This is a genomic window from Prosthecobacter sp., from assembly GCF_014879935.1.
GTDB lineage: Bacteria > Verrucomicrobiota > Verrucomicrobiia > Verrucomicrobiales > Verrucomicrobiaceae > Prosthecobacter.
This window is the reverse complement of the sequence record NZ_JACSRD010000116.1, coordinates 41841-62233: the sequence shown is the minus strand read 5'-3', so window position 1 is coordinate 62233 and position 20393 is coordinate 41841. Positions and strand designations below refer to the sequence as shown.

21 protein-coding genes are annotated in these 20393 nt (G+C 62.1%); 10 read left to right on the top strand and 11 right to left on the bottom strand.

Going from position 1 to position 20393, the window contains the following annotated elements; all coding sequences use genetic code 11:
• Window positions 1–12: 12 nt before the first annotated feature.
• The 6 genes from IAE77_RS08670 to IAE77_RS08645 all read right to left on the bottom strand — a co-directional run bounded on the left by IAE77_RS08670 (window position 13) and on the right by IAE77_RS08645 (window position 5806).
• Window positions 13–930, bottom strand: coding sequence for a hypothetical protein (locus IAE77_RS08670; protein ID WP_294224793.1), 918 nt, complete (start codon window positions 928–930; stop codon window positions 13–15).
• A gap of 19 nt (window positions 931–949) precedes the next feature.
• The gene (locus tag IAE77_RS08665; protein WP_294224790.1) at window positions 950–1468 is read right to left on the bottom strand and encodes a hypothetical protein; all 519 of its coding nucleotides are present in this window, start codon (window positions 1466–1468) and stop codon (window positions 950–952) included.
• On the bottom strand, window positions 1465–4164 hold the full coding sequence (locus IAE77_RS08660; RefSeq protein ID WP_294224786.1) for a hypothetical protein: 2700 nt from the start codon (window positions 4162–4164) through the stop codon (window positions 1465–1467). Before IAE77_RS08660 ends, IAE77_RS08665 begins: the two co-directional genes overlap by 4 nt.
• 9 nt (window positions 4165–4173) lie before the next feature.
• Window positions 4174–4545, bottom strand: a complete 372-nt coding sequence (locus IAE77_RS08655) for a hypothetical protein (protein ID WP_294224785.1) — start codon at window positions 4543–4545, stop codon at window positions 4174–4176.
• Window positions 4546–4616: 71 nt separating this feature from the next.
• Window positions 4617–4934: a hypothetical protein gene (locus IAE77_RS08650; protein ID WP_294224782.1), complete on the bottom strand. Its 318-nt coding sequence runs from the start codon at window positions 4932–4934 to the stop codon at window positions 4617–4619.
• Between the two features lie 128 nt (window positions 4935–5062).
• Entirely contained in the window at window positions 5063–5806 is a 744-nt protein-coding gene (locus IAE77_RS08645; protein WP_294224779.1) for a sigma-70 family RNA polymerase sigma factor, read from the bottom strand.
• A gap of 169 nt (window positions 5807–5975) precedes the next feature.
• On the opposite strand from IAE77_RS08645, the gene IAE77_RS08640 reads away from it, so the two are divergent.
• The 3 genes from IAE77_RS08640 to prmC all read left to right on the top strand — a co-directional run bounded on the left by IAE77_RS08640 (window position 5976) and on the right by prmC (window position 9494).
• Window positions 5976–7934 carry a protein kinase gene (locus IAE77_RS08640; RefSeq protein WP_294224776.1) on the top strand — a complete coding sequence of 653 codons (1959 nt, stop codon included), beginning with the start codon at window positions 5976–5978 and terminating at the stop codon, window positions 7932–7934.
• Window positions 7935–7999: 65 nt separating this feature from the next.
• Window positions 8000–8566 carry a 5-formyltetrahydrofolate cyclo-ligase gene (locus IAE77_RS08635; RefSeq protein WP_294224773.1) on the top strand — a complete coding sequence of 189 codons (567 nt, stop codon included), beginning with the start codon at window positions 8000–8002 and terminating at the stop codon, window positions 8564–8566.
• 70 nt (window positions 8567–8636) lie between these two features.
• Window positions 8637–9494 carry a peptide chain release factor N(5)-glutamine methyltransferase gene (gene prmC / locus IAE77_RS08630; RefSeq protein WP_294224770.1) on the top strand — a complete coding sequence of 286 codons (858 nt, stop codon included), beginning with the start codon at window positions 8637–8639 and terminating at the stop codon, window positions 9492–9494.
• A 145-nt stretch (window positions 9495–9639) separates the two neighbouring features.
• Here prmC and IAE77_RS08625 read toward each other — a convergent pair whose 3' ends face one another.
• From IAE77_RS08625 to IAE77_RS08615, 3 genes are all read right to left on the bottom strand, one after another.
• A complete protein-coding gene (locus IAE77_RS08625; protein WP_294224767.1) occupies window positions 9640–10194 on the bottom strand; it encodes a cob(I)yrinic acid a,c-diamide adenosyltransferase in 555 nt (184 codons plus the stop codon).
• 63 nt (window positions 10195–10257) lie between these two features.
• Complete coding sequence (locus IAE77_RS08620; RefSeq protein WP_294224765.1) at window positions 10258–10431, bottom strand: hypothetical protein; 174 nt, start codon at window positions 10429–10431, stop codon at window positions 10258–10260.
• 7 nt (window positions 10432–10438) lie between these two features.
• Window positions 10439–11404, bottom strand: a complete 966-nt coding sequence (locus tag IAE77_RS08615) for a rhomboid family intramembrane serine protease (protein ID WP_294224762.1) — start codon at window positions 11402–11404, stop codon at window positions 10439–10441.
• Window positions 11405–11497: 93 nt separating this feature from the next.
• Between IAE77_RS08615 and IAE77_RS08610 the strand changes: the two genes are divergently transcribed.
• The gene (locus IAE77_RS08610) at window positions 11498–12703 is read left to right on the top strand and encodes a magnesium transporter (protein ID WP_294224760.1); all 1206 of its coding nucleotides are present in this window, start codon (window positions 11498–11500) and stop codon (window positions 12701–12703) included.
• Entirely contained in the window at window positions 12700–13638 is a 939-nt protein-coding gene (locus tag IAE77_RS08605; RefSeq protein WP_294224757.1) for a hypothetical protein, read from the top strand. Before IAE77_RS08610 ends, IAE77_RS08605 begins: the two co-directional genes overlap by 4 nt.
• 43 nt (window positions 13639–13681) lie before the next feature.
• On the opposite strand, the gene IAE77_RS08600 is transcribed toward IAE77_RS08605, so the two are convergent.
• Window positions 13682–14608: a LysR family transcriptional regulator gene (locus IAE77_RS08600; protein ID WP_294224754.1), complete on the bottom strand. Its 927-nt coding sequence runs from the start codon at window positions 14606–14608 to the stop codon at window positions 13682–13684.
• A gap of 93 nt (window positions 14609–14701) precedes the next feature.
• Between IAE77_RS08600 and IAE77_RS08595 the strand changes: the two genes are divergently transcribed.
• The 3 genes from IAE77_RS08595 (at window position 14702) to ntrB (ending at window position 18090) form a co-directional block, all read left to right on the top strand.
• Window positions 14702–15814 carry a CmpA/NrtA family ABC transporter substrate-binding protein gene (locus IAE77_RS08595; RefSeq protein ID WP_294224752.1) on the top strand — a complete coding sequence of 371 codons (1113 nt, stop codon included), beginning with the start codon at window positions 14702–14704 and terminating at the stop codon, window positions 15812–15814.
• Entirely contained in the window at window positions 15811–17085 is a 1275-nt protein-coding gene (locus IAE77_RS08590; RefSeq protein ID WP_294224749.1) for a CmpA/NrtA family ABC transporter substrate-binding protein, read from the top strand. The genes IAE77_RS08595 and IAE77_RS08590 overlap by 4 nt, the downstream gene beginning before the upstream one ends.
• 117 nt (window positions 17086–17202) lie before the next feature.
• On the top strand, window positions 17203–18090 hold the full coding sequence (ntrB, locus tag IAE77_RS08585; protein WP_294224746.1) for a nitrate ABC transporter permease: 888 nt from the start codon (window positions 17203–17205) through the stop codon (window positions 18088–18090).
• A gap of 21 nt (window positions 18091–18111) precedes the next feature.
• Here the strand turns inward: ntrB and IAE77_RS08580 are convergent, their stop codons facing one another.
• Window positions 18112–18483, bottom strand: coding sequence for a four helix bundle protein (locus tag IAE77_RS08580; RefSeq protein ID WP_294224743.1), 372 nt, complete (start codon window positions 18481–18483; stop codon window positions 18112–18114).
• Window positions 18484–18534: 51 nt separating this feature from the next.
• On the opposite strand from IAE77_RS08580, the gene IAE77_RS08575 reads away from it, so the two are divergent.
• Window positions 18535–19455, top strand: a complete 921-nt coding sequence (locus IAE77_RS08575; protein ID WP_294224740.1) for an ABC transporter ATP-binding protein — start codon at window positions 18535–18537, stop codon at window positions 19453–19455.
• Complete coding sequence (locus IAE77_RS08570) at window positions 19452–20324, top strand: ABC transporter ATP-binding protein (protein ID WP_294224737.1); 873 nt, start codon at window positions 19452–19454, stop codon at window positions 20322–20324. The genes IAE77_RS08575 and IAE77_RS08570 overlap by 4 nt, the downstream gene beginning before the upstream one ends.
• The last annotated feature ends 69 nt before the right edge of the window (window positions 20325–20393 follow it).

Genomic DNA, 20393 nt, shown 5'->3' with positions numbered 1-20393 from the left:
GTGTCGCAAGTCCTACTTGCCCCAGCCGAGGTTGCTGAATGGCTTCGTGCTGCCAGACGCGCCACCAGTGGAACCGCCGGTGGAACCGCCGGTGGAACCGCCGGTGGAGCCACCAGTGGAGCCGCCGCTAGCACCACCGCCCGCCGCTTTCGCCTTCGCCGTGTCCTGCCGGTATTTTCTCTCCAGACTCTTGCCTTCCGCTCTCGCGCGCGATTCAACCTGGCCCTGCAGAGTCAGCTTCTCCTTGAGCACTTCGTAGTCCTGCTTGGTCTTGGTCAGATCATCCCTCGCGCTGGTGATCTGGGAGTCGATCACGCTGAGGGACGTTTGAAATTTGATGATGGTGGCCAGATCGGTGGCGCTGTTGATCTGATCCAGCAGAGTCAGGCGCTGCTCTTCAAGGGCGGCAATGCGCTGGTCAGCCTCCTCCGATTTGGTGGCAAAGTCATTGAGGTCACCCATCAGGGCTCCCTGGAGCTTGTAGAGAGATGGGTCACGATCGACCGTGACGTCCTTCTTCTCCTTGTTCTCGGTGACCTGGAACGTGTAAGTCGGATTCACGGCGTTCATGAGGCCGAACGTGGTGTCACCGAAGACTTCAGTGCCGCTGGTGCCGCCCGCCAGTCGCAGCTTGCGCTCATCCGCTGTTGCGAGGGCCTTCTCCGCCGACATGGCGATGTCCTGCTTGATCAGCTCCAGCGCCGGCAGGGTGATTGCAGACGGGTCTCCCATGCGGGTGAGCTGGTCGTTGAGCGATTGCGACTGCTTCTGAGCCTCCTCGAGCTGCTGCTGGAGCATGCTCAGGATGTTCTGAGTGTTCGTGTTGACGTTTTGGATCAGCACGTTGTCGATAACCTCCTGTACAGGAGATTGCGCGAGGGCCGGGCCGGCCGTCGCGAGCATCCAGAGAATGGGCAGATGCAGTTTCATGGCTTCAGTGGGTTGAAATTCACTCGACGACCTCGATGACGACCTTCCGCGGCTCCACCAGCACGCCGTCGGTGGTGATGTGCTCCGGCACGGGCACCTCGTAATAGCGGCGCTGCACGGCAGCGTCGGCATTCGGTCGTTCGGCGTCTCGTTTGACCCAGTAGAGGTCCTTGATCGCGTCGCTGCGGCCCTTGTTGTAGCCGTCGAGATAGCGTTCACGCACCTCCTTCTTTGCCATGGCATCGGTGATGGCCCCGGCCGCATAGCCGGCCACGGCCCCGGTGACGAGACCCTGGTTGTCATCAAGGAAACCGCCGTTTGAGCTGCTGGAGCTTCCGGAGGAGCCGCCGGATGAGCTGCTCGACGAGGAGCTGCTGCTGTTGTTGTCGTTGTTGCTCAGCAGGTTGTCTCCCAGGATTGAGCCCAGCACACCGCCAATGCCGGCACCGACAAGGCCCCGGCTCATGCCGCCGCCGGAACTCGAGCAGGAGGTGAGGACAAGACTGGAGGCGAGGAGGAGGATGAGGTGCGTTTTCATTTCTTCAACTTGGCTTGGCTTGTGATCATCTTGAAGGCGTCGCCGCCGTAGTTCTTGAGCTCCTCGTTCTGGCGCTCGAAGGCCTCGCCGGACGTGGCGGAGGCCAGGATCATCTCCTTCGAGGCCATGTGACGGCCGATGGCGATGCGCGGGCGGCCGGTGGCCTCGTGATAATAGACGAAGGAGCCGTACGGCTCCGTCTTCATCTCCGAAGGGTCCGGGAAGCTGGTGACCTGCTTCTTCGTGATGGAAGGGATGCGGAAGCCCTCGCTCATGCTCTCCACATCGCGCTGGTCGGGCTGCTTCAGCATGAACATGACGCGCGAGTTGCCCACGACCGACGAGCGGACCGGGTGGTCCTTGATGCGCTGGAACTGCTGGATGATCGAGAACACCCAGCAGGAGTATTTGCGCATGCGCTCGTAGTACTCGCGGGTGATGCGGTCGCCGTCCGGCATGGCGAGGAAGGCGGAGAGCTCCTCCAGGATCACGCGCTTCCGCGTGGATCGTGGCCGGCGCATGATCTCCTTGCGCAAATCGTTCGTGATGAGGAAGGCGGCCACGGTGCGGAGTTCTTTGGCACTCTCCGGGATGTAGCTGAGCTCGAAGTGCACCACCTTGCCGCTGAGATCGACGTTGTTCACGCCATCGAGGATCGCGCCGTAGCGTCCGTTGCGGCTCCAGGGCTCCAGCAGCATGCGCAGCAGGCCCAGATCCTCATGCGCACGACGCTGGCGGCTTTCGAGGTTCAGCAGCTCGACAAACTGGCTGTGGGTGGGCATGTCCTCCGCCTTCATGAGCGTGTAGCCCATGCTCATGATGTCCCACTGGTTGCCCGGATTGTTCAGGAAGTCCTCCAGCAGCGCCTGGTCCACCTGCATGCGGTTCAATTCGTTCGCGACGGGGTCTCCCTCCATCAGCGCCGAATAAAAATCCATCCACGCATCCGAAAGGACAGTGCCACCGGGCATTTTCTTCTGCCTCCAGGCATCCGCCACGGCCACACGGCGGGCTGCTTCAGCACGTTCCTTCGGATGGCGGCTGGCCCAGGTCTCAAACTGGTCGATGTAGAGCCGCTCGATCTGTTTCGCGAGCAAGGCCTGACGGATGCGGTCCTTGTCCACGTCCGGCGGCGGTCCCGCCATGAGATGGGCCACCGCCGTGGCTCCACCGAGCTGGTCGGAACTGAGCGGAAGGCCGCGGGTGTCGAAATAGTTGAACGTGAGGTTCCCGTTCGGCTGCACGATGATCGGCGTGCAGCCGTACAGCCTCGTGAAGAGGTTGTAAGACAAGCCTTCCTCCACGATCGCGGTGAAGTCGTAGTAGGGCGCGGTTTGCGTGAGCAGATCGATGGTGAAGACCGATTTTCCCGCCCCCGAGGCTCCGAACATGATGCCGTGCTCGGGGCGCATCGCGCCTTCCTTGCCCACGAAGGTGGTGCAGCCCACCAAGGCGCCACGTGGACCGTCGTAAATGGCCTCCGCTTCCTCCAGATCGCCGGTCGGCGTGCTGGAGATGGGCAGCAGGTCGGCGAGGTTCACATCCTCCACGTAGAGCTTGAAGTCATTGTAGTTCGCCCAGGTCCAGCCCGGCATGCAGAGCTGCCAGTAGTTGCGCACGCTGGTGGGCAGCGTGGGCTCATAGGACTGCGCCCCGCCGAGTTTCAGGATGGAGTTGCGGATGGCGGAAAGCTTGCTGGCGCAGACGTTCGCGTCCTTGTCCCACACACGCACAATCAGGTGCATTCGATACGGCACGACCTCGTTGGTGCTGAGGCGGCGCACGCGTGTGCGCAGTTTCAGCAGCGTGGCTTCGAGAGACGGCGTCATTTTGCCGCGCTCAAGGCGTGCCACCTTGCCCTCCGTGGCGATGCGGTCCTTCTCCACGTCACCGGCCTCGATGTTGCAGACGATCTGGTAGTCGAGGATGTCGAGCTGCGTCAGCGTGCGCATCATCCCGATGTAAGTGAATTTCGGGAGCGACTTGACCACGCAGATGCCCTGGTAGAAGCCGTCCATCTTGAAGGTGGAGGCTCCCATGCGCACGGGTGCGGCATCACTGTTGAAGCACATCTCGCAGACGGTCTTCGTCGGGTCGTAGAGATCGTCCAGTTTGAGTGATTCGTTCTCGAAGGCGCTGGGATTGAAGTAGCGGTAGAAGGCCTCGAAGTGCTCCCGGTCGTCCATGGGCATCACACGCCCGCCGAGGCCGCCGAGTTGCTGCCGGAGCGCCTCCTCCAGCTCTCCCTGCTCGCGTTTTGCGGCCTGGAGCAGCTCCTCATAATACTGGCGTCCGCCGCCCATGGCCTTCCCCTGGATTTTGGAGGTGAAATAGAACTGCAGATGCTCGCGACGCAGCTTGTGCTCGCGGATTTTGCGGTCGTAGCGCTGGTAACGCTCCTCGCGCTGGCGGGTGGACCACCGGTCTTGGGCCAGCATCTCGGTCTTCTGCCGGTAGGACTCGATTTCCTTGCGATAATCGCTGTCCACACTCCATGCCACCTGGACCCGCAGTTCCGGCCGCACCATGCGGAGGAGGACGCGCAGGTTGTCCTCCAGGGACATGAGCCAGGAGGCGTCTGTGTTCTCTGTGTCCGGCATCTCGACGTTGTAGCCCCTGCCGATGGCACCGCCGCGCTGCAGACCGCGGTAGATGATCAGGTTCTCGTCGAGATAGGTGTTGATGAATTGGGCCATCGGTGCGGTTTAGAGGGGAGGATCTTTGGTTGGATCATCCACCCAGGGCAGGGCGATGGGCTCCACCTTGCTCGGAGAAAAATAGGGCGTGCCGGACAGCTTGATGATGAGCCATTCAAAGAGCTCGACGTCGTAGGACGGTGGCTTGCCCTGCTTCAAGCCGAAGCAGTAAAGCGATACCAGCACGATCGGGATCGAGGCCAGCAGCAGCGCCAAGGGGATGCTGGCGCCCGGCTTTTTCGCCAGTCCCTGGAACATCATGATGGCAAGGCCGAAGGCCAGCATGAACCACAACGCGTTGGCGCCTTCGAAGCCCGCGATTCCCTGCTGGGTCTCGCGGCCTTCGTTGGTCTCGTGGAGTTTGACGCCTTGGTGGTCCATGATTCGGCATGAAGCGCCCGGACGGGCCCATGACAGGCCCGCCGCGAGGACTGTGGATGGTAAGGCCTGTCTTAGTTGCCGCTGTTCATGTCGAGGGCGTCGATGTCGGTGTTGCCGCCGGCGCCAGTGTCGAACATGACCTTGGTGATGATGAAGGACAGGCCGCCGATGCCGGCACCGACGAGGCCGTAGAGCACGCGCTCAGTCTGGCCCATCATGAACATCACCGCGGAGAACAGCAGGCCGCCGAAGGCGAGCACGAGGCCGACGAGATTCAGGATGTTGATGATGCCGCTGAACTGGTCGGTCAGGTCGTTTGAAGAGGCGGCCAGGGGCATGGTGAAGCGCAGGATGTTGGTGCCGAAGGTGGCGATGGCGATGGCGTTCATGAGATGAAGTGCGTTTTGGATGTTTGGTTTCTTAGCTCGCGGGCATGGGGCCGTCTGCTGTGCGGGGATAACCAATCTGTGGAATTGTGTGACAGACTTTTTTTTGATGCCTGTCCGCCCGCGTTTTTTCAGCCCAGCAACGCGTTGCGCAGAGAGGCCAGTTCTTCTTGAATGGCCTCGTCGGTGGGCGCGGAAAGGGTGCCTGCCACCATCTCGCGCATGATCTCCCGGAAACGCCGCCGCAGACGTGAGATGGCCTGCCGCACCGCGTCATGCGTCATGCCGAGCTGCGCGGCGAGTTCCGCGTCGCTGCCGGAGACGGCCATCGTCGGGTCAAGACGCGGCCGGAGAGACTCAAACTGCTGCTGCTTGCCCGCGGCCTGCTGCTCCGCGGCCAGTTGATCGACCGCCGCCTCGATGATCCGCAACGCGCACATCCTTTGATACACGGACTCAGGCGTGCGTTCGTCAGACGGGTCGATCTCGAGCGCATCCTCCGCCTGGGAGGCTTCAATCGAGAGGATCTCCTTTCCACCCCCGCGTTTCAGCGTGGCCGCCTGGCGCTGCCAGTGCTTGATGTGACGGCCGAAGGCGGTCAGCAGGTAGTTGCGCATCTTTCCCAGCGCCGCGTCTGCCGTGGTGAAGAGATCCTTTTCCAGCGCGAAGCCAAAAAAGCTCTGAGTGAGGTCTTCCGCGTCCGCAGGCGAGAGCCCCTGATAGCGAGCATAGGAGTAGATCGGCTTCCAATAGATGCGGCAGAGCTCCTCCAGCGCCATGCGTCCGCGCGGCTCGTCCCCGCCATCACGCAAGGCCAGCACCATGCTCCAGCGTGTGGCTGGAAACGCTCCATGGTGAGTGTGTGGCTGGGCCATGCGCGCCATGTAATGAATTGGAATGAATCATGCGCAAGTGCGGGACGTAACCCCGGAGTAAAATTTTTTTCGTGTCACAAGATGGGTTCATCCGACTAGTTCCAAAATGCCGTTGCAGAGCTGCAATCCGACGTGTTGAACAACCCTTTTCGCATTTCCACAAGCCAGCATGACACCCGAGGGCAATCCGAGCCGCAACAACGATTCCACGCGGTCCGCCCCGCGTTCTCCGGCTCCTGAGTCGGACTCGCTGCTGGGCCTGGATCCTGTGGGGCTGCTGGATGGCGTGATGGCCGGGCATGCCTCCGAATGGAAGCCGCCGCCCGCGCGTGAGCTGGAAAGTCTTTTTCCGGGATTCACCGGATTCGAATATCTGGACCGTGGCGCGATGGGGGCGGTGTATGCGGCCACACAAGTGTCCCTGCAACGTCGGGTGGCCATCAAGATCCTGCCGCCGGAGTTCGGCGAGGATGCGGCCTTCGTCACCCGCTTCCAGCAGGAGGCGCTGATGCTCGCCCGCCTGCATCATCCGCACATCGTGGCGGTGCATGATTTCGGACGCAATGCCGCCGGCGGCGTGTACATCGTGATGGAATACGTGAACGGCACCTCGCTGCTGGAGATCATGCAGGAGCGCCGGCTCCCGGTGGACGAGGTGCTGGAGATCATCAGGCAGACCTGCCTCGCATTGCAGTTCGCCCACGACCACGGCGTGGTGCATCGCGACATCAAGCCGACGAACATCCTCATCGACGAGCGCAAACGCGTGCGCGTGGCTGATTTCGGCCTGGCAAAGCTGCATCTGAAGGAGCCGGGCTCTCATTCCGCCGTGCAGAGCAGTCTCGGCGGCACGCCGGTGTATGCCGCGCCGGAGCAGATGCGCCGCAATGGCGTCGTGGATCATCGCTGCGACATCTACAGCACTGGCGTGACGATGTATGAGCTGCTCACCGGGCAGTTGCCGGTGGGAAACTTCGATCCGCCCTCGAAAAAGGCCTCCACGCCCATGGTGCTCGACAAGATCGTGCTCAAGGCCATGCGCGAGAGCCCGGATGACCGGCATCAAAAGGCCTCGGAGCTCGCCGCGGACATCGAGGACGCCGCGCGGCGCATCGCCACGCCGATTCTCAACCGTGCCATCGTGCAGCGGCCGATTGTCTCGATGATGACCACCGTCATCGTCACCGCCGGCTTCATCTTCCTCTTTGGCGAGATCAATCAACAGGTGCTCCGCAATCGTCCGAAGCTGGAAGAAAGCAGGACTGCGGAGGCCGCGCTCATCAAGCTGAACGACACCTTCTCCGTCATGAACCTCCGCATGACCTGGGAAGACGCCCGCCAGCAGGCCGCGCGCCAGGGCTTCAAGCTGGCCAGCATTCACTCCGCCGCCGAGCTGGATGAAATCGTTCGCGGACTTCACGCCAGGGAAATTTCCAATCCCGTGTGGACCGGTGGCACCGTCACGGAGACCGGCAGCCTGCTGGGCTGGGATGACGGATCACCGGTTGATTTCGAGGCCTGGATGCCGGTGGCGCCGCAACCGCCGCTCATCATCACCGAGTTACAGGCCAAAAACTGGCACACGTGGAAGACACCGGAAGGCACCACGCCCGACTGGGTCGAGGTGTTCAATCCTGGAACGCAGCCGGTGAGCCTGCATGGCTGGCATCTGCGCCACATCAGCAAGGATGGAACGGTCGAAGGCCGGCTCGTGGTCCGCGAAAACGATCCCGCCGGCATGATCACTCCTGGCGAGTATCGCGTGATCCCGTGCAACGTGGTTCGCGAGCCCGGCCGCATCCAGTTTGGTTTCTCGCTCGATTCACAGGGGGGGAGATTTGCGTGGTCGGACCCGCGCGGGCGTGTGATCCAGGCGTTTGACCGTGCGTGGCGGGAGTTTCCGCCCGACATGTCCCTGATCTCGGACACCACCGGTTTTTCCTGGGGCTGGACGGTGAATCCGACGCCGGGCCAGCCGAATCCAGGGTCTCGACAGCCGCTCCGCGTGGATCCACGGCCTGTGCCCGCCCCTTCTGCCGTGCTGTTGCTCCCGGAGTTTGAGGGACGCTGGGCGGCTGACATGGTGAACCGCCGCGCCGTGCCGCTGTTTCGCAAAGTGAAGCCATGAACGCGGCTCCTGCGGCCTCGGCGGGATTGTCAGGCTCACGGGATGGCGTAAAGCATGCGCCCATCATGGAAACCAAGACCGTCATCCGCCAGCGCATGCGTCAGTTGCTTCGTGAAGTGCCCCCGCATGCCGGTGGGGCTCTTGTGGCCCGGTTGCAGCAGCAGGCGGCATCTTGGGCGGCTTCGCGGATCGTCGCCATCTTCGGCGGATTGCGCGGAGAGCCGGATCTGACGGGCGCTTTTCTCTCCTGGCTCCGTGAACAGGGTCACCGCGCCGTTTTGTTTGCGATTGAGGAAGGCAGGCTCGCGCCGCGTGAAATCCGTGACGATGCCGACCTGGTCCGCAGCAACATCGGAGCCTGGGAGCCCCGTGCATCCTGTCCGCCGCTATCGATCGCTGAGATTGACCTCATCATCGTGCCGGGTCTGGCGTTCACACGTGATGGCGCACGCCTCGGCCGTGGCGGCGGCTATTATGACCGGCTTCTCGGGCGGTCTGACTGCCGTGCGCGGCGTGTCGGCCTGGCTTACGACTTTCAAATCGTGGCAGCACTCCCCGTCGAGCCGCATGACCAGCGCGTTCATGAAATCCTCACGGAATCCGGCTTGATCCCGTCGTCCCTGCCGGAGTAAAGGCAGCGTCGCCCGCGAAGACCTGGCGGCTCGCCCGCAGGCCGTCATTCGCATCGCCATCCATCCTCCCATGAAGCCTCTCCTCGAAATTCTCCAGTCTGGCGCCGCCTATCTGGAGAAACGTCAGATCGAGGAGGCCCGTCTGAACATGGAGCATCTGCTCGCGCATGTCCTTGGCTGTCGGCGGCTCGATCTCTATCTGCGCTTCAACGAAAACGTGCCTGAGACCGATCTCGTCAGCTTGCGCGAGCTGCTGCGTCGTCGTGGGGAAGGGGAACCGCTGCAGCATTTGCTGGGCACCGTCGAGTTCTGCGGCCACGAGCTTGTGTGCGACCATCGCGCGCTCGTCCCACGGCCGGAGACCGAGACGCTCGTCGAACTCGTCTTGAAGAAATCCGCCACTGCCCCGGCCCGTGTGCTCGACATGGCCACCGGTTCCGGCTGCATCGGCCTCAGCCTGGCCAAAGCCTGGCCTGGCAGCGACGTGGTCCTGGCCGACATCAGCGAGGACGCGCTCGATCTCGCCCGTTTGAATGCCTCACGCCTCGGAGTGGCCGCCAAATTCATCCGCAGCGACCTTTTCGAGAAGATCACGGCCACCTTCGATCTCATCGTCGCCAATCTGCCTTACATCCCCAGTGCCGAGCTTCCCACCCTCAGCGTCGAAGTCCGGCGTGATCCCATGCTCGCCCTGGATGGCGGGCCGGACGGGCTGCGAATCGTGGAACGTTTCCTCCAAGACGCGCTGCCGCATTTGAATCCCGGAGCTCTCATCGCCCTGGAAGTCGGTCACGACCAGGGGCCGGCCGTGGCCACACGGTGCACCGAGCTCGGCTACGAAGCTGCCAGCACCGCTCCCGATCTCGCGGGCATCCATCGCTTTGTTTTTGCGGTCACACCCCAAGCGACCGCTGCGGCAGCGGTGTAGCCTGCATTGCTCCCGGCTTCTTGATCGGCTGGCAGAAACATGAGCCCCCCTTTTCTGCCCCTTCTGTCAGTCTGCGTTTGCTGACGACGAGAGTGTGGGAAACGCGGAGGGGCGTGGAATTTGCGAAATTCCGCGCAGGGACTTATCACGCCGATGCTGCTGCTTCCTGCTCCTCCCAGCGTGCGAGAAGCCAGAGCACGTCCGCCAAGCGGTTCAGGAAACGGATGATCTCGCCGTTTGGCACTTCATCGGCGCTGCCTTGCAGATCGATCACGCTGCGTTCCGCGCGGCGGCAGGCCACGCGGGCCAGATCGGCATACGCGCCGCTCATCACACCCGCCTCGCCCGGGAGAGCCCAGCCTTTGAACTTCAAGGCGCCTCCAGCCTCGAGTTTCGCGACCCAATCATCGAGCCAGGTCACTTGGGCTTCAGTGATGCGGTCGGAGTGTGTTTCGAGGTAGCGTTTCTCTTCTCCTGGCGGCGTGGCGAGTTCTCCCATGAGCGCAATGAGCCAGCGCTGCACCTGCGGCACGATCTGCCGCGTCTCATCCCGCGCACAGGCGATGCGCAAGGGCCCGAGCGCGGCGTTCAGCTCATCCACGGCACCGAGAGCGTGAACACGCGGATGGGATTTGGCGAGGCGGCAGCCGAACAGCAGATCGGTCTGCCCTTGGTCTCCTTTGCGGGTGGCGATGGACATGGTGGGACGAATGACGAATGACGAATGACGAATGACGAAGTGGAGCGTGGGATACGCGTGGGGTCACTCGTCGGGGAAGGCGTTTTTCGCGTCCGCCTTGGCCGGGGCGGACGCGGGGGCGGTTGTCCTGCCCTGAGCATCGTGGGGACCGCCTTTGCGCCAGGCACGAATCGTCCAACCAGACAATAGCGCGAGCAGGAGGGTGGCGGCGAGGCGGATGGAGCGTGAGGACAGCATGATCCGATCAACGCTGGCTGCGGCGGTTCACCTCGCGGCTGGCGCGTTCCAGCGCCCGCAGTTCGTCCTCTGTCAGGCTGTTCTTCCCGTGCTGATTCATCTTGTCGAGCAGCGGATTGATCACCTCCTCCATAAGACTGCGCACAGGGTCGGAGGGCTTCAGCGGCGCATCAGCCGTGGGCGGCTCCGTTTCCAGATCCACACTGCGGCGGGTGCGTGCCCGCGCCATGGCAGGGCGGCGTACTGCCGGCGGCGGCTGCCACTGGCTGGCATACGTCAGCGGCCGGCCACCGTAGCCCAGGCTGCGGGCGTAGAACCACCCCATCGCGGCACCGCCGAGATGGGCGAAGTAGGCGATCTCCATGCCTTCTGGCAGCACATCGAACAGCAAACCCGCCAGACCGAAGATGAGCTGGATCACAAACAGGCCCTTGGCCAGCGTCCACAGCCGCAGACGCACCGGAATGATGAAATACACCAGCGCTGTGATCTCCTCGTCCGGCATCGCCACCGCCAGCGCCATCAGCAGCCCGAAGGTCGAGGCTGACGCGCCCACGAGCGAGGTGATCATGTCCCCGCGCACGTACCCATTCACCGTCATCTCCGCCGCCGCACCCACCAGGCCTGACAGCAGATAAATCAGTGTGAAATGCCGGCTGCCGAAGCGCTGCTGCACGGCGCGGCCGGCGAACAGGAGCAGCAGCATGTTCAGCGCCAGGTGTCCCAGGCTGCCATGCACGAACATGTAGGTGAACAGTGTCCAGATTTTGCCCTGCGCGAGCTCGTGCATGCTGACCCCGCCAAAGGGGAAGACCTTGCCCGAGACCGGATGCTGGATCGCCCCGATCACAAACACATACTGCATCACAAAGACCGCGATGTTCAGCCCCAGGAAAATCTGGAAAGCCGTGACGCCCCGTGGCCCGTGGCGGGCCGGGTCTTCGCGCATGTAGTCGCGTTCGTGGATGGGCATGGCCGGAAATGTGCGTCACCGGCCCGTCTTGGCGAGGTTTTTTTCTCCGCTCCGGTGACAACCTGCCGCCTCTTCGTTATCATTCCCGCCCGCATGGACACCAACACCGAAAATCTCCTCAACGCCGTCTCGGAGCGTGGCGCTCAAGAAGCCGCCGATCTGCTCGACAAAGCCCCCAGTGAGGAAGTCGCCACCGTGCTCATGAACCTGAACCCCATGGTCGCCCAGCAGGTGCTGGAGAAGATGGATGACGAGCCGCGCACCATGGTCCTGTCCATGGCCCCGCAGGACAAGGCCCGCCAATGGATCAGCAACCGCGAGCACCCGGAGGACAGCGTCGGCTGGCTGATGGAGCCGCCCGTCGCCACCTTCCGCCCGGACGCCACTGCCCGCGACACCATCGAGGAGATCCGTCTTCTCAGCAAGAAGGCCTTCGTCACCTACGGCTACATCACCGACGAAAACGAAAAGCTGCTCGGCCTCCTGGTCATGCGCGACCTCATGCTCGCCGCGCCAGATGCCAGGCTGAAGGACGTCATGGTGCCCCAGCCCTTCACGCTCGATCCCGAGATGGAGCTCACTGAGGCAATGAAGGCCGTCGTCAACAAGCACTACCCCGTCTATCCAGTCTGCGACAAGGACGGCGTCCTGCTCGGCCTCGTGCGCGGCCAGACCCTTTTCGAGGCACGCGCCATCGAGATCAGCGCCCAGGTCGGTTCCATGGTCGGTGTGAAAAACGAGGAGCGGCTCACCACGCCGCTGCTGCGCAGCCTGCGCTTCCGCCATCCCTGGCTCCAGGTGAATCTGCTCACGTGCTTCGTCGCCGCCGCAGTCGTCGGCGTCTTCCAAGGGACGCTCGACCGCCTCGTGCTGCTGGCCGTCTTTTTACCCGTGCTCGCCGGCCAGTCCGGTAACACCGGCTGCCAGGCCCTCGCCGTCGCCCTGCGCGGCATGACCTTGGGCGACCTCAAATCCGGCGAGGAACGCAAGCTCGTGATCAAAGAAGGCCTGCTCGGCCTCCTCAACGGCATGCTCGTCGGCGTCTCCGCCGCCATCGGCATGTATGTGTATGCCAGCATGAGCGACAATGCGGCCAACGCACTCTCCCTGGCGGTCGTGGTGTGGATGGCCATGGTGGTGAGTTGTGTCGTCAGCGGTCTCAGCGGTGCGTTGATCCCGCTCGCCCTGCGCAAAGTCGGCGCCGATCCCGCCACCGCGTCCAGCATCTTCCTCACCACCGCCACGGACGTCATCAGCATGGGCACCTTCCTTGGCCTCGCCACGTTGCTTGTGCCATGAGTTCCGTCGTCTGGAGCCGCGAGGAATGGCAGGCCCGCATGCAGTCGCACCTGCGGCGTGTGTCCGCCCCCGCGGATGCTTTTGTCGAGCGTCGCAGCCGCGGCGCGAAGCATCCCGTGCATGACTTCCTCTTCACCTACTACAGCTTCACCCCTGCGAAGCTCAAACAATGGCTCCCGCCCCTCGGCGTCAGCATTGAAGTGACTGCGGACGACTTGGAACACCTTCCCTGGCTGCAAAGCGACCGCTGTGTGCGGGAAAACGGCCTGCTTCGCCTCGATGAATCCCGCTTCGGCCTGCGCGAGCGCGAATTCGCCGCATGGGTCGTCACCCTGTGCTCCCGCATCCTTGGCAGGGCAGGGCGTTTCAACTGTTTTGGCCTCCATGAATGGGCCATGGTCTATCGCCAGCCGGCGGAGGAGATCCGCCACCAGGGCTGGGAGCTGCGCCTTTCACCGGCGGAACTCGCCGCGTTCGTCGAATCGCAGGCCGTGTGCTGCTCCCACTACGATGCCTTCCGTTTCTTCACTCCGCAGGCTCGGCCGCTCAACGCCCTCCAGCCCGATCTCGACTCCCGTCTCGACTTCGAACAATCCGCCTGCCTGCATGCCAACATGGATCTCTACAAGTGGTCCTCCAAGCTCTGGCCCTGGACCGGCTCCGACCTCATCGGTGAATGCTTCGAACTCGCCCTCGCCGGACGCGATCTCGACATGCGTGCCAGTCCCTACGACCTCCGTGCCATGAGCCTGGAGCCCGTGAAAATCGAAACGCCCGAAGGTCGCGCCCAATACGAGCGTGAACAACGCGCCCTGGCCGCGAAGGCGGCCGAAGTGCGCCAGAAGCTCCGCACCACCTGCGAATCGCTTCAGACTCTCGGCGGGGCCGCCCCGTCTCCTGGCAGGGCGCAACAGGAAGGCGGGTCTGCGGAATAGCTTCAAGCACGCCTTTGTTCTGCCCGTGGTCGCACGGCGGGCATCAGTCAGCCCGTGCGGGCATGTCATGCATCATCCTCCGGCCCACTTCCTCGCACAGACCGATGAAGGTGCGCTCCGGCAGGTTCACGGGCCGCCCTTTGAGCGTGGACACCACCCAGCGGCGCTTCAGTTTGCCACGCGGCATCGGTTGCGCCACGAGCTGGCCGGACCCGATCTCACTCCGCGCGATCCAGCGTGCGGCGATGGCCACGCCGATGCCCAGCTTCGCAAGTTCCTTGGTGGCCTCGGAGCTGCCGAGTTCGATGAAGTTGTTGAGCCGCACGCCCTGTTTCATGAAGTACTCCTGCGTGAGGGCAAAGTTGAGGCTGTTGCGGCTGGCGACGATGAAAGTCTCGTTCGCGGTCTCTTTGAGCTTTGGCGGCTTTTGCGCCCACGGATGCAGCGGCGAGACGAGGAACTCGAGTTCATCGTCAAAGATGGCGTGGCAGCTCAGCTTGGCCGTTTCGGCGGGCTTGAGGCTCACCGTGATGTCCACCTGGTTTTTTTCGAGCTTCTCGATCGTGTCAGGCGTCTCGCCGGTGATGACTTTGATCTCGTAAAGCGGGAAGCTCTCTTTGAATTCGCGAAACACCGTCGGCAGGATGAACTGTGCCGCGGCGGTGGTGCAGCCGATGCGCAGCTTGCCGCGTGGCGTTTGATCGAGCGTGCCGAGGATGCTCCGCGCGGAGGCCATGCTCTGCAGGATGTTCTCCGCGTGCGGCAGCAGCTCACGCCCGGCATGCGTGAGGTGCACGCTCTTGCCCTGACGATGGAAAAGCTGCGTGCCGAGATCGTTTTCGAGCGACTTGATCGCATGGCTGATGGCGCTCTGTGTGAGATGCAGCTCGCGCCCGGCCTGCGTGAAGCTGCCGCTGCGGGCGAGGCAGATGAAGGCGCGGAGCTGACGGGAATCGATGGCGTGATCCATGAATGCCATTCATACATCAAGTGAAAAACATTGCGCGTGGTTTCTGCATGGACTTGGCCTGCTGGCATCGCGGCTGCTGAGTGGATTGGCGTCATGCCAAACGCCGCTTCCAGTTCCAAAGCCACCCTCAGCGGGGTTGTTCAGCCCGTGCGCATCGGTTTCATTCCGCTCACCGACTGCGCTCCGCTGCTTGTGGCCCGGAACCGTGAGCTGTTCCGCAAACATGGCGTTCGAGTTGAGTTAAGTTGTGAGGTCGGATGGGCCACCATTCGGGAAAAGCTGCTCTACGGCCAGGTGGATGCCGCCCACGCCATCGCCGGCCTCGCGCTGGCAATGCGTCTCGGGCTCAGCACGCCGCCCAGCCGGGTGGTGGCCCCATTCGTCTTCAATCTGCACGGCAATGCCATCACGCTGAGCCGCGATCTTTGGAATCGTGGCGTGCGCGATGCAGCGAGCCTCAAAAAGCTCATCCGCAGCAGCACGAGCCGCAAATTCACTTTCGGAATGGTCTCGCGATATGCGTCGCACTTTTTCCTGCTGCGCCAGTGGCTGGCGGCCGGCGGCATCGATGTGGACAAGGAAGTGCGCCTCGTGGCGCTGCCACCCACCCAGATGGCCTCGAACCTCGAAGCGGGCCTCATCGACGGCTACTGCGTCGGCGAGCCTTGGAATTCCTACGCGGTCGAGCGCGGCACCGGCTGGATCGCCGCCACGAGCGAGCAACTCGCGCCCGGTCACCCCGAAAAAGTGCTGCTTACCACGGAGACGTTTGTGGAGCGTCATTCGGATGAGATGCGTGCCATCATCGCGGCCCTGCATGAGGCCTGCGCCTACTGCGATGCTGCTGAAAATCGCGCTGAAGTGGCCCACATCCTCGCTGAGAGCGGCTATTTCAGTGGAAACGAAGCCATCTTGAAGCGCTCGCTAGTTGGTCCGCTCGATCTCGGCACCGAGAAGTCCATCGAGGCGTCTCACTTCCACATATTCCAGCGCCGTGAGGCCAATGAGCCCACCTCGGAGCGCGGTCGCTGGCTCATCAATGAATTCATCACGCATGGCCTTCTGGTGCCTGCGCAACGCGCCGAGGCCGCTGCTGCCCTGCGTGACTGCTGGACCTCCAGCGCCCTCCCTCTTCCCGAAGCACCCGCCGCCGCACCCAAACACGCCACCAAGTCCCAGAAACGTTCCCAACTCGCCCTCGCATGAATACCGCCACTCCGCTCACCCGTCGCAACATCCTCCGCCAGGCTGGCCTCGGCGCCCTCCTCTCCGGCCTGCCCTCTGGCTGGGTCGGCTCCGCCTACGCCGATGACTCGCCTGAGTCCCCCGATGTGAAACTCGGCATCATTGCCCTCACCGATTGCTCCAGCATCGTCGTGGCGCATGAAAAGGGTCTCTTCAAAAAATATGGCATCAATTCCACCGTGAGCAAAGGCGCGAGCTGGGCCGCCATCCGCGATTCGCTCTCGAATGGCGACATCCAGGCCACGCACATGCTCATCGGCATGCCGATTGCCTCCACCATGGGCCTCGGCGGTGCGCCGAAAAAACCGATGATCATTCCATGGCTAATCAACCGCAATGGCCAGGCCATCACGCTCGCGAATTCGCTCAAAGGCAAGGTCGCCGACGATCCGAAGGCGCTGAAGCCCTTCGTCGATGATGCCAAGGCCAAAGGCACGCCGATGACCTTCGCGATGACCTTCCCGCCTGGCACACACGCCATGTGGATGCGCTATTACCTCGCCGCGGGTGGCATCAATCCCGGCGATGCGAATGGGGCAGGCGCTGACGTTTCCCTCATCACCGTGCCGCCTCCGCAGATGGTCGCGAACATGAAAGTCGGCAAGATGGACGGCTTCTGCGTCGGCGAACCTTGGAACGCCAAGACCATCGCTGAGGACATCGGCTACACCTCCATCACCACGCAGGCCATGTGGAAGGATCACCCTGAAAAGGTCTGCGCCTTCACCGAGGAGTTCGCCGCGAAGAATCCGAAGACCGTCAAAGCCGTGCTCAAGGCCCTGCATGAGGCCAGCGTGTGGCTCGACAAGATGGAGAACCGTCCCGAGCAGGCGAACATCGTCAGCGCCGCCACTTACATCAACTGCCCGCCCGAGACCATTCTCGGCCGCCTCGAAGGCAAATACCTCATGGGCGACGGCCGCAAGTTCAAGGATCCGAACTACATGATCTTCAGCGATCGCAACTGCAACTACCCGCAGGCCAAATACGCCAAGTGGTGGCTCACGCAGCTCCGCCGCTGGGGCTTCGTCGAAGGCGCTCCCGACTACGAAGGCGTCGCCAAGCAGGTCATGCGTTCCGACATCTATGAAGAGGCCATGAAGGAAATCGGCTACGCCCACGCCGGAGCCGACACCAGCGCCGAAACCCTCTTTGACGGCGTCAAATTCGACCCCACCGCCGACCTCGAAGCCTACGCCGCCTCCTTCGCGGTGAAGACGATCAAGGGCTGACCGAGCCATTTATGATTTATGATTTACGATTTTTGATTTCCCAAACCGCTCCACAAGGAGCGGCGAGGGAGGTCAGATCGGAAATCATAAGTCAAAAATCATAAATCATAAATTCCGATGCATCCCTTCATCCACAAATACAAACTCGACTCCATCTTCCTGCCGTTGGTCGCGATCTTCATCACCTGCGTCTTCTGGTATGCCATCGCCGGAAAGTCGGTGGTGACGGAAAAGGTCGATGATTTCGGCGACAAGGTCAAAATCACGAAGCGTGAAGGCCTCTCCGCCGATCTGCCCACGCCCGTCGAGACCTGGACCGCCAGCAAGCCTTACATCGTCGAGCCTTTCGCCAAGCGCGGTGAACTCGATCAGGGCATTCTGCGCTTCACCTGGATGTCACTCGTGCTCGTGGCACAGGGTTACTTGATCGCGCTCATCATCGGCACGCCGATTGGCTTCTTCCTCGGCCTGTCGAAGCAATTCACGAAAGCCTTTGATCCCATCATTCAGGTGCTTCGGCCGGTGTCACCGCTCGCGTGGCTGCCGCTTGGCATGATTCTGTTCAGCGGTGTCAAAATCATGGATGGTGACGGCCGCACGACTTTTGGTGCCTCCGATGCCGCTGCCCTCTTCACCATCGCCATCTGCGCCATGTGGCCAACGGTGATGAACACCGCCGTTGGTGTCCGAGCCGTTCCGGTGGACTACCTGAATGTCGCCAAAGTGCTCAAACTCTCGAAGTGGAAGACGCTCTGGAAGGTTCTCGTTCCCGCCACGCTGCCTTACATGTTCACCGGCTTCCGTCTGAGCCTCGGAATTGCATGGCTTGTCATCGTCGCCGTGGAAATGCTCACCGGCCGACCAGGTGTGGGCGGCTTCCTCTGGCAGCAATACAACGCCAACAGCTACTCGCACATCATCCTCTGCATCCTCACCATCGGCGTCGTCGGTTACGTACTCGATCGCCTCATGAGTGTCGTCGAAGGCCGCTTCAAAACTGCCTGAGCATCATTTATGATTTACGACTTACGACTTATGATTTCTGGCCGTGCGGCGCTTGGTCGTCGCTCGCGTGGCGTTGAAGATTTTCGTGAGTTCCTCGGCTTCTTGAAGAAGGGCCTTCAGACGCTTGGAGGGCAGCAACTTGGCTTTTTCGGCCAGTTCGATCCAAAACCCGCTTTCGTCGGCCTCCTCGAGCACAATCGTGATCTTGTTGATGAAGTCAGCATCGGACTTGGCCCTCAAAGCAGCCCGATAATTTGCCGCCACCGAGGTTCCGCTCCTCGCGATCTGATTTCCGACCGTTTTGCCAGCCGTCGTCTTCGGCAGCGCATCCACCATCGTGAGGACTCGCACCGCAAAGTCCATGGTCCGTTCTTTGAGCTCTTGGTTCGTCATAGGAACGCCATTCCAAATCATAAGTCATAAATCGTAAATCATAAGTTTCGTATGCCGCTCATCGAAATCAACAACGCCTCCAAAGGCTATGGCCTGCCGGGCAATCGCTCGGGAGTCCTCAAGGACATCAACCTGAGTGTCGAGGAGGGCGAGTTCGTCGTCATCGTCGGCTACTCGGGCTCCGGAAAGAGCACGCTCATCAATCTCATCTCCGGTCTCGTAAAGCCCGACACCGGCGAAGCGCTCATCGAAGGCAAAAAAATCACCGAACCGGGTCCCGACCGCGGTTTGGTCTTCCAAAACTATTCGCTGCTCCCGTGGCTCACCGTGGAGGAAAACATCGCACTCGCGGTGGATGAAGTTTTCAAGGATTGGGCGCCAGAACAGCGCAAGGCGCACGTCGCCAAATACATCGCGATGGTCAAACTGACGCCAGCGGCACACAAGCTTCCCAAGGAGCTCTCCGGCGGCATGCGGCAGCGCGTTTCCGTCGCCCGCACTCTGGCGATGAATCCGAAGGTGCTGCTCATGGACGAGCCTTTGAGCGCTCTCGATGCCCTCACACGTGCCACGCTTCAGGACGAGATCAGCGAGATCTGGCAGAACAACAAAACCACCGTCATCTGGATCACCAACGACCCCGATGAAGCCATCTTGGTCGCCGACAAGGTCATCCCGCTGCTCCCCACCGCGCCCGCCACGCTTGGAGAGCCGATGATCATCGACCTCGAGCGTCCGCGGGATCGCCGCACGATCAATCACGACCCCAAATTCAAGAAGCTGCGCACCCAGCTCATCACCACGCTCCTGGATGCCAAAGGCCGCACGAAATCCAAGGCGAGCCTCAAACTCACGCTGCCAGACATCCTGCCCGAAGACCTCACCACCGTGAATTCCCTGCAATTCCTCAATCGCAGCGGTCCAAAACGCCGCACCGCTGAAAAACGTGAAGAAGTGGAGGTGGCCGCATGAGCACGCACAAGCTCCCCATGCTCGAACTGGACCGTCTTTGGAAGACATACAGCACTCCCAAAGGCCCGGCCACCATCGTCAAAAACTTCAACCTCAAGCTCAAGGAGGGCGAGTTTGCCACGCTCATCGGCCACTCCGGTTGCGGCAAAAGCACCGTCCTCATGATGGTGGCCGGTTTGAGCGATCTCTCGCAAGGAAACATGATTCTGGCGGGCAAGGAAGCCAGTGGCCCAGGCCCTGACCGCGGCATCGTTTTCCAATCGCCCTGCTTACTGCCTTGGATGAGCGCGTTCGACAATGTGATGCTCGGCGTGAACCAGGTTTACTTCACCGCCAGCAAGGCTGAGCGCCGCCAGATGGCCGAGTATTACCTCACCATCGTCGGATTGGGCGATGCCATGCACAAGTTCCCCGGCGAGCTCTCCCAAGGCATGCGCCAGCGCGTCGGCATTGCCCGCGCCTTCGCCCTCCAGCCAAAGATGCTGCTGCTCGACGAGCCCTTTGGCATGCTCGACTCCCTCACGCGCTACGAGCTTCAAGAAGTCCTGCTCGACCTCTGGCGTCGCAATCGCATCACCACGCTCATGGTCACGCACGATGTCGATGAGGCCATCTTCCTCTCCGATCGCGTCGTCATGATGACCGACGGCCCCGAAGCCGAAGTCGGCGATATTTTGAAGATCCCCTTCGAGCGTCCGCGCAGTCGCAAAGAGATCATGGAAGACCCGCGCTACTACGAACTGCGCGAGCACCTTATCACCTTCCTCAACGACAAATCCCACATCCGCCCCAGCCGCGAGCCCGAGTTCAAACCCTCCCCCGACATGGCCGCCGAAATGGCCGCCCACGGCATGCCCGCGGCGGCTTGAGGAAACGCGTGCTCCGGCAAGTCAGCGCCGCAGGGCGTTGGAGGAGTCATTGTGGCTTCGAAATAGCGA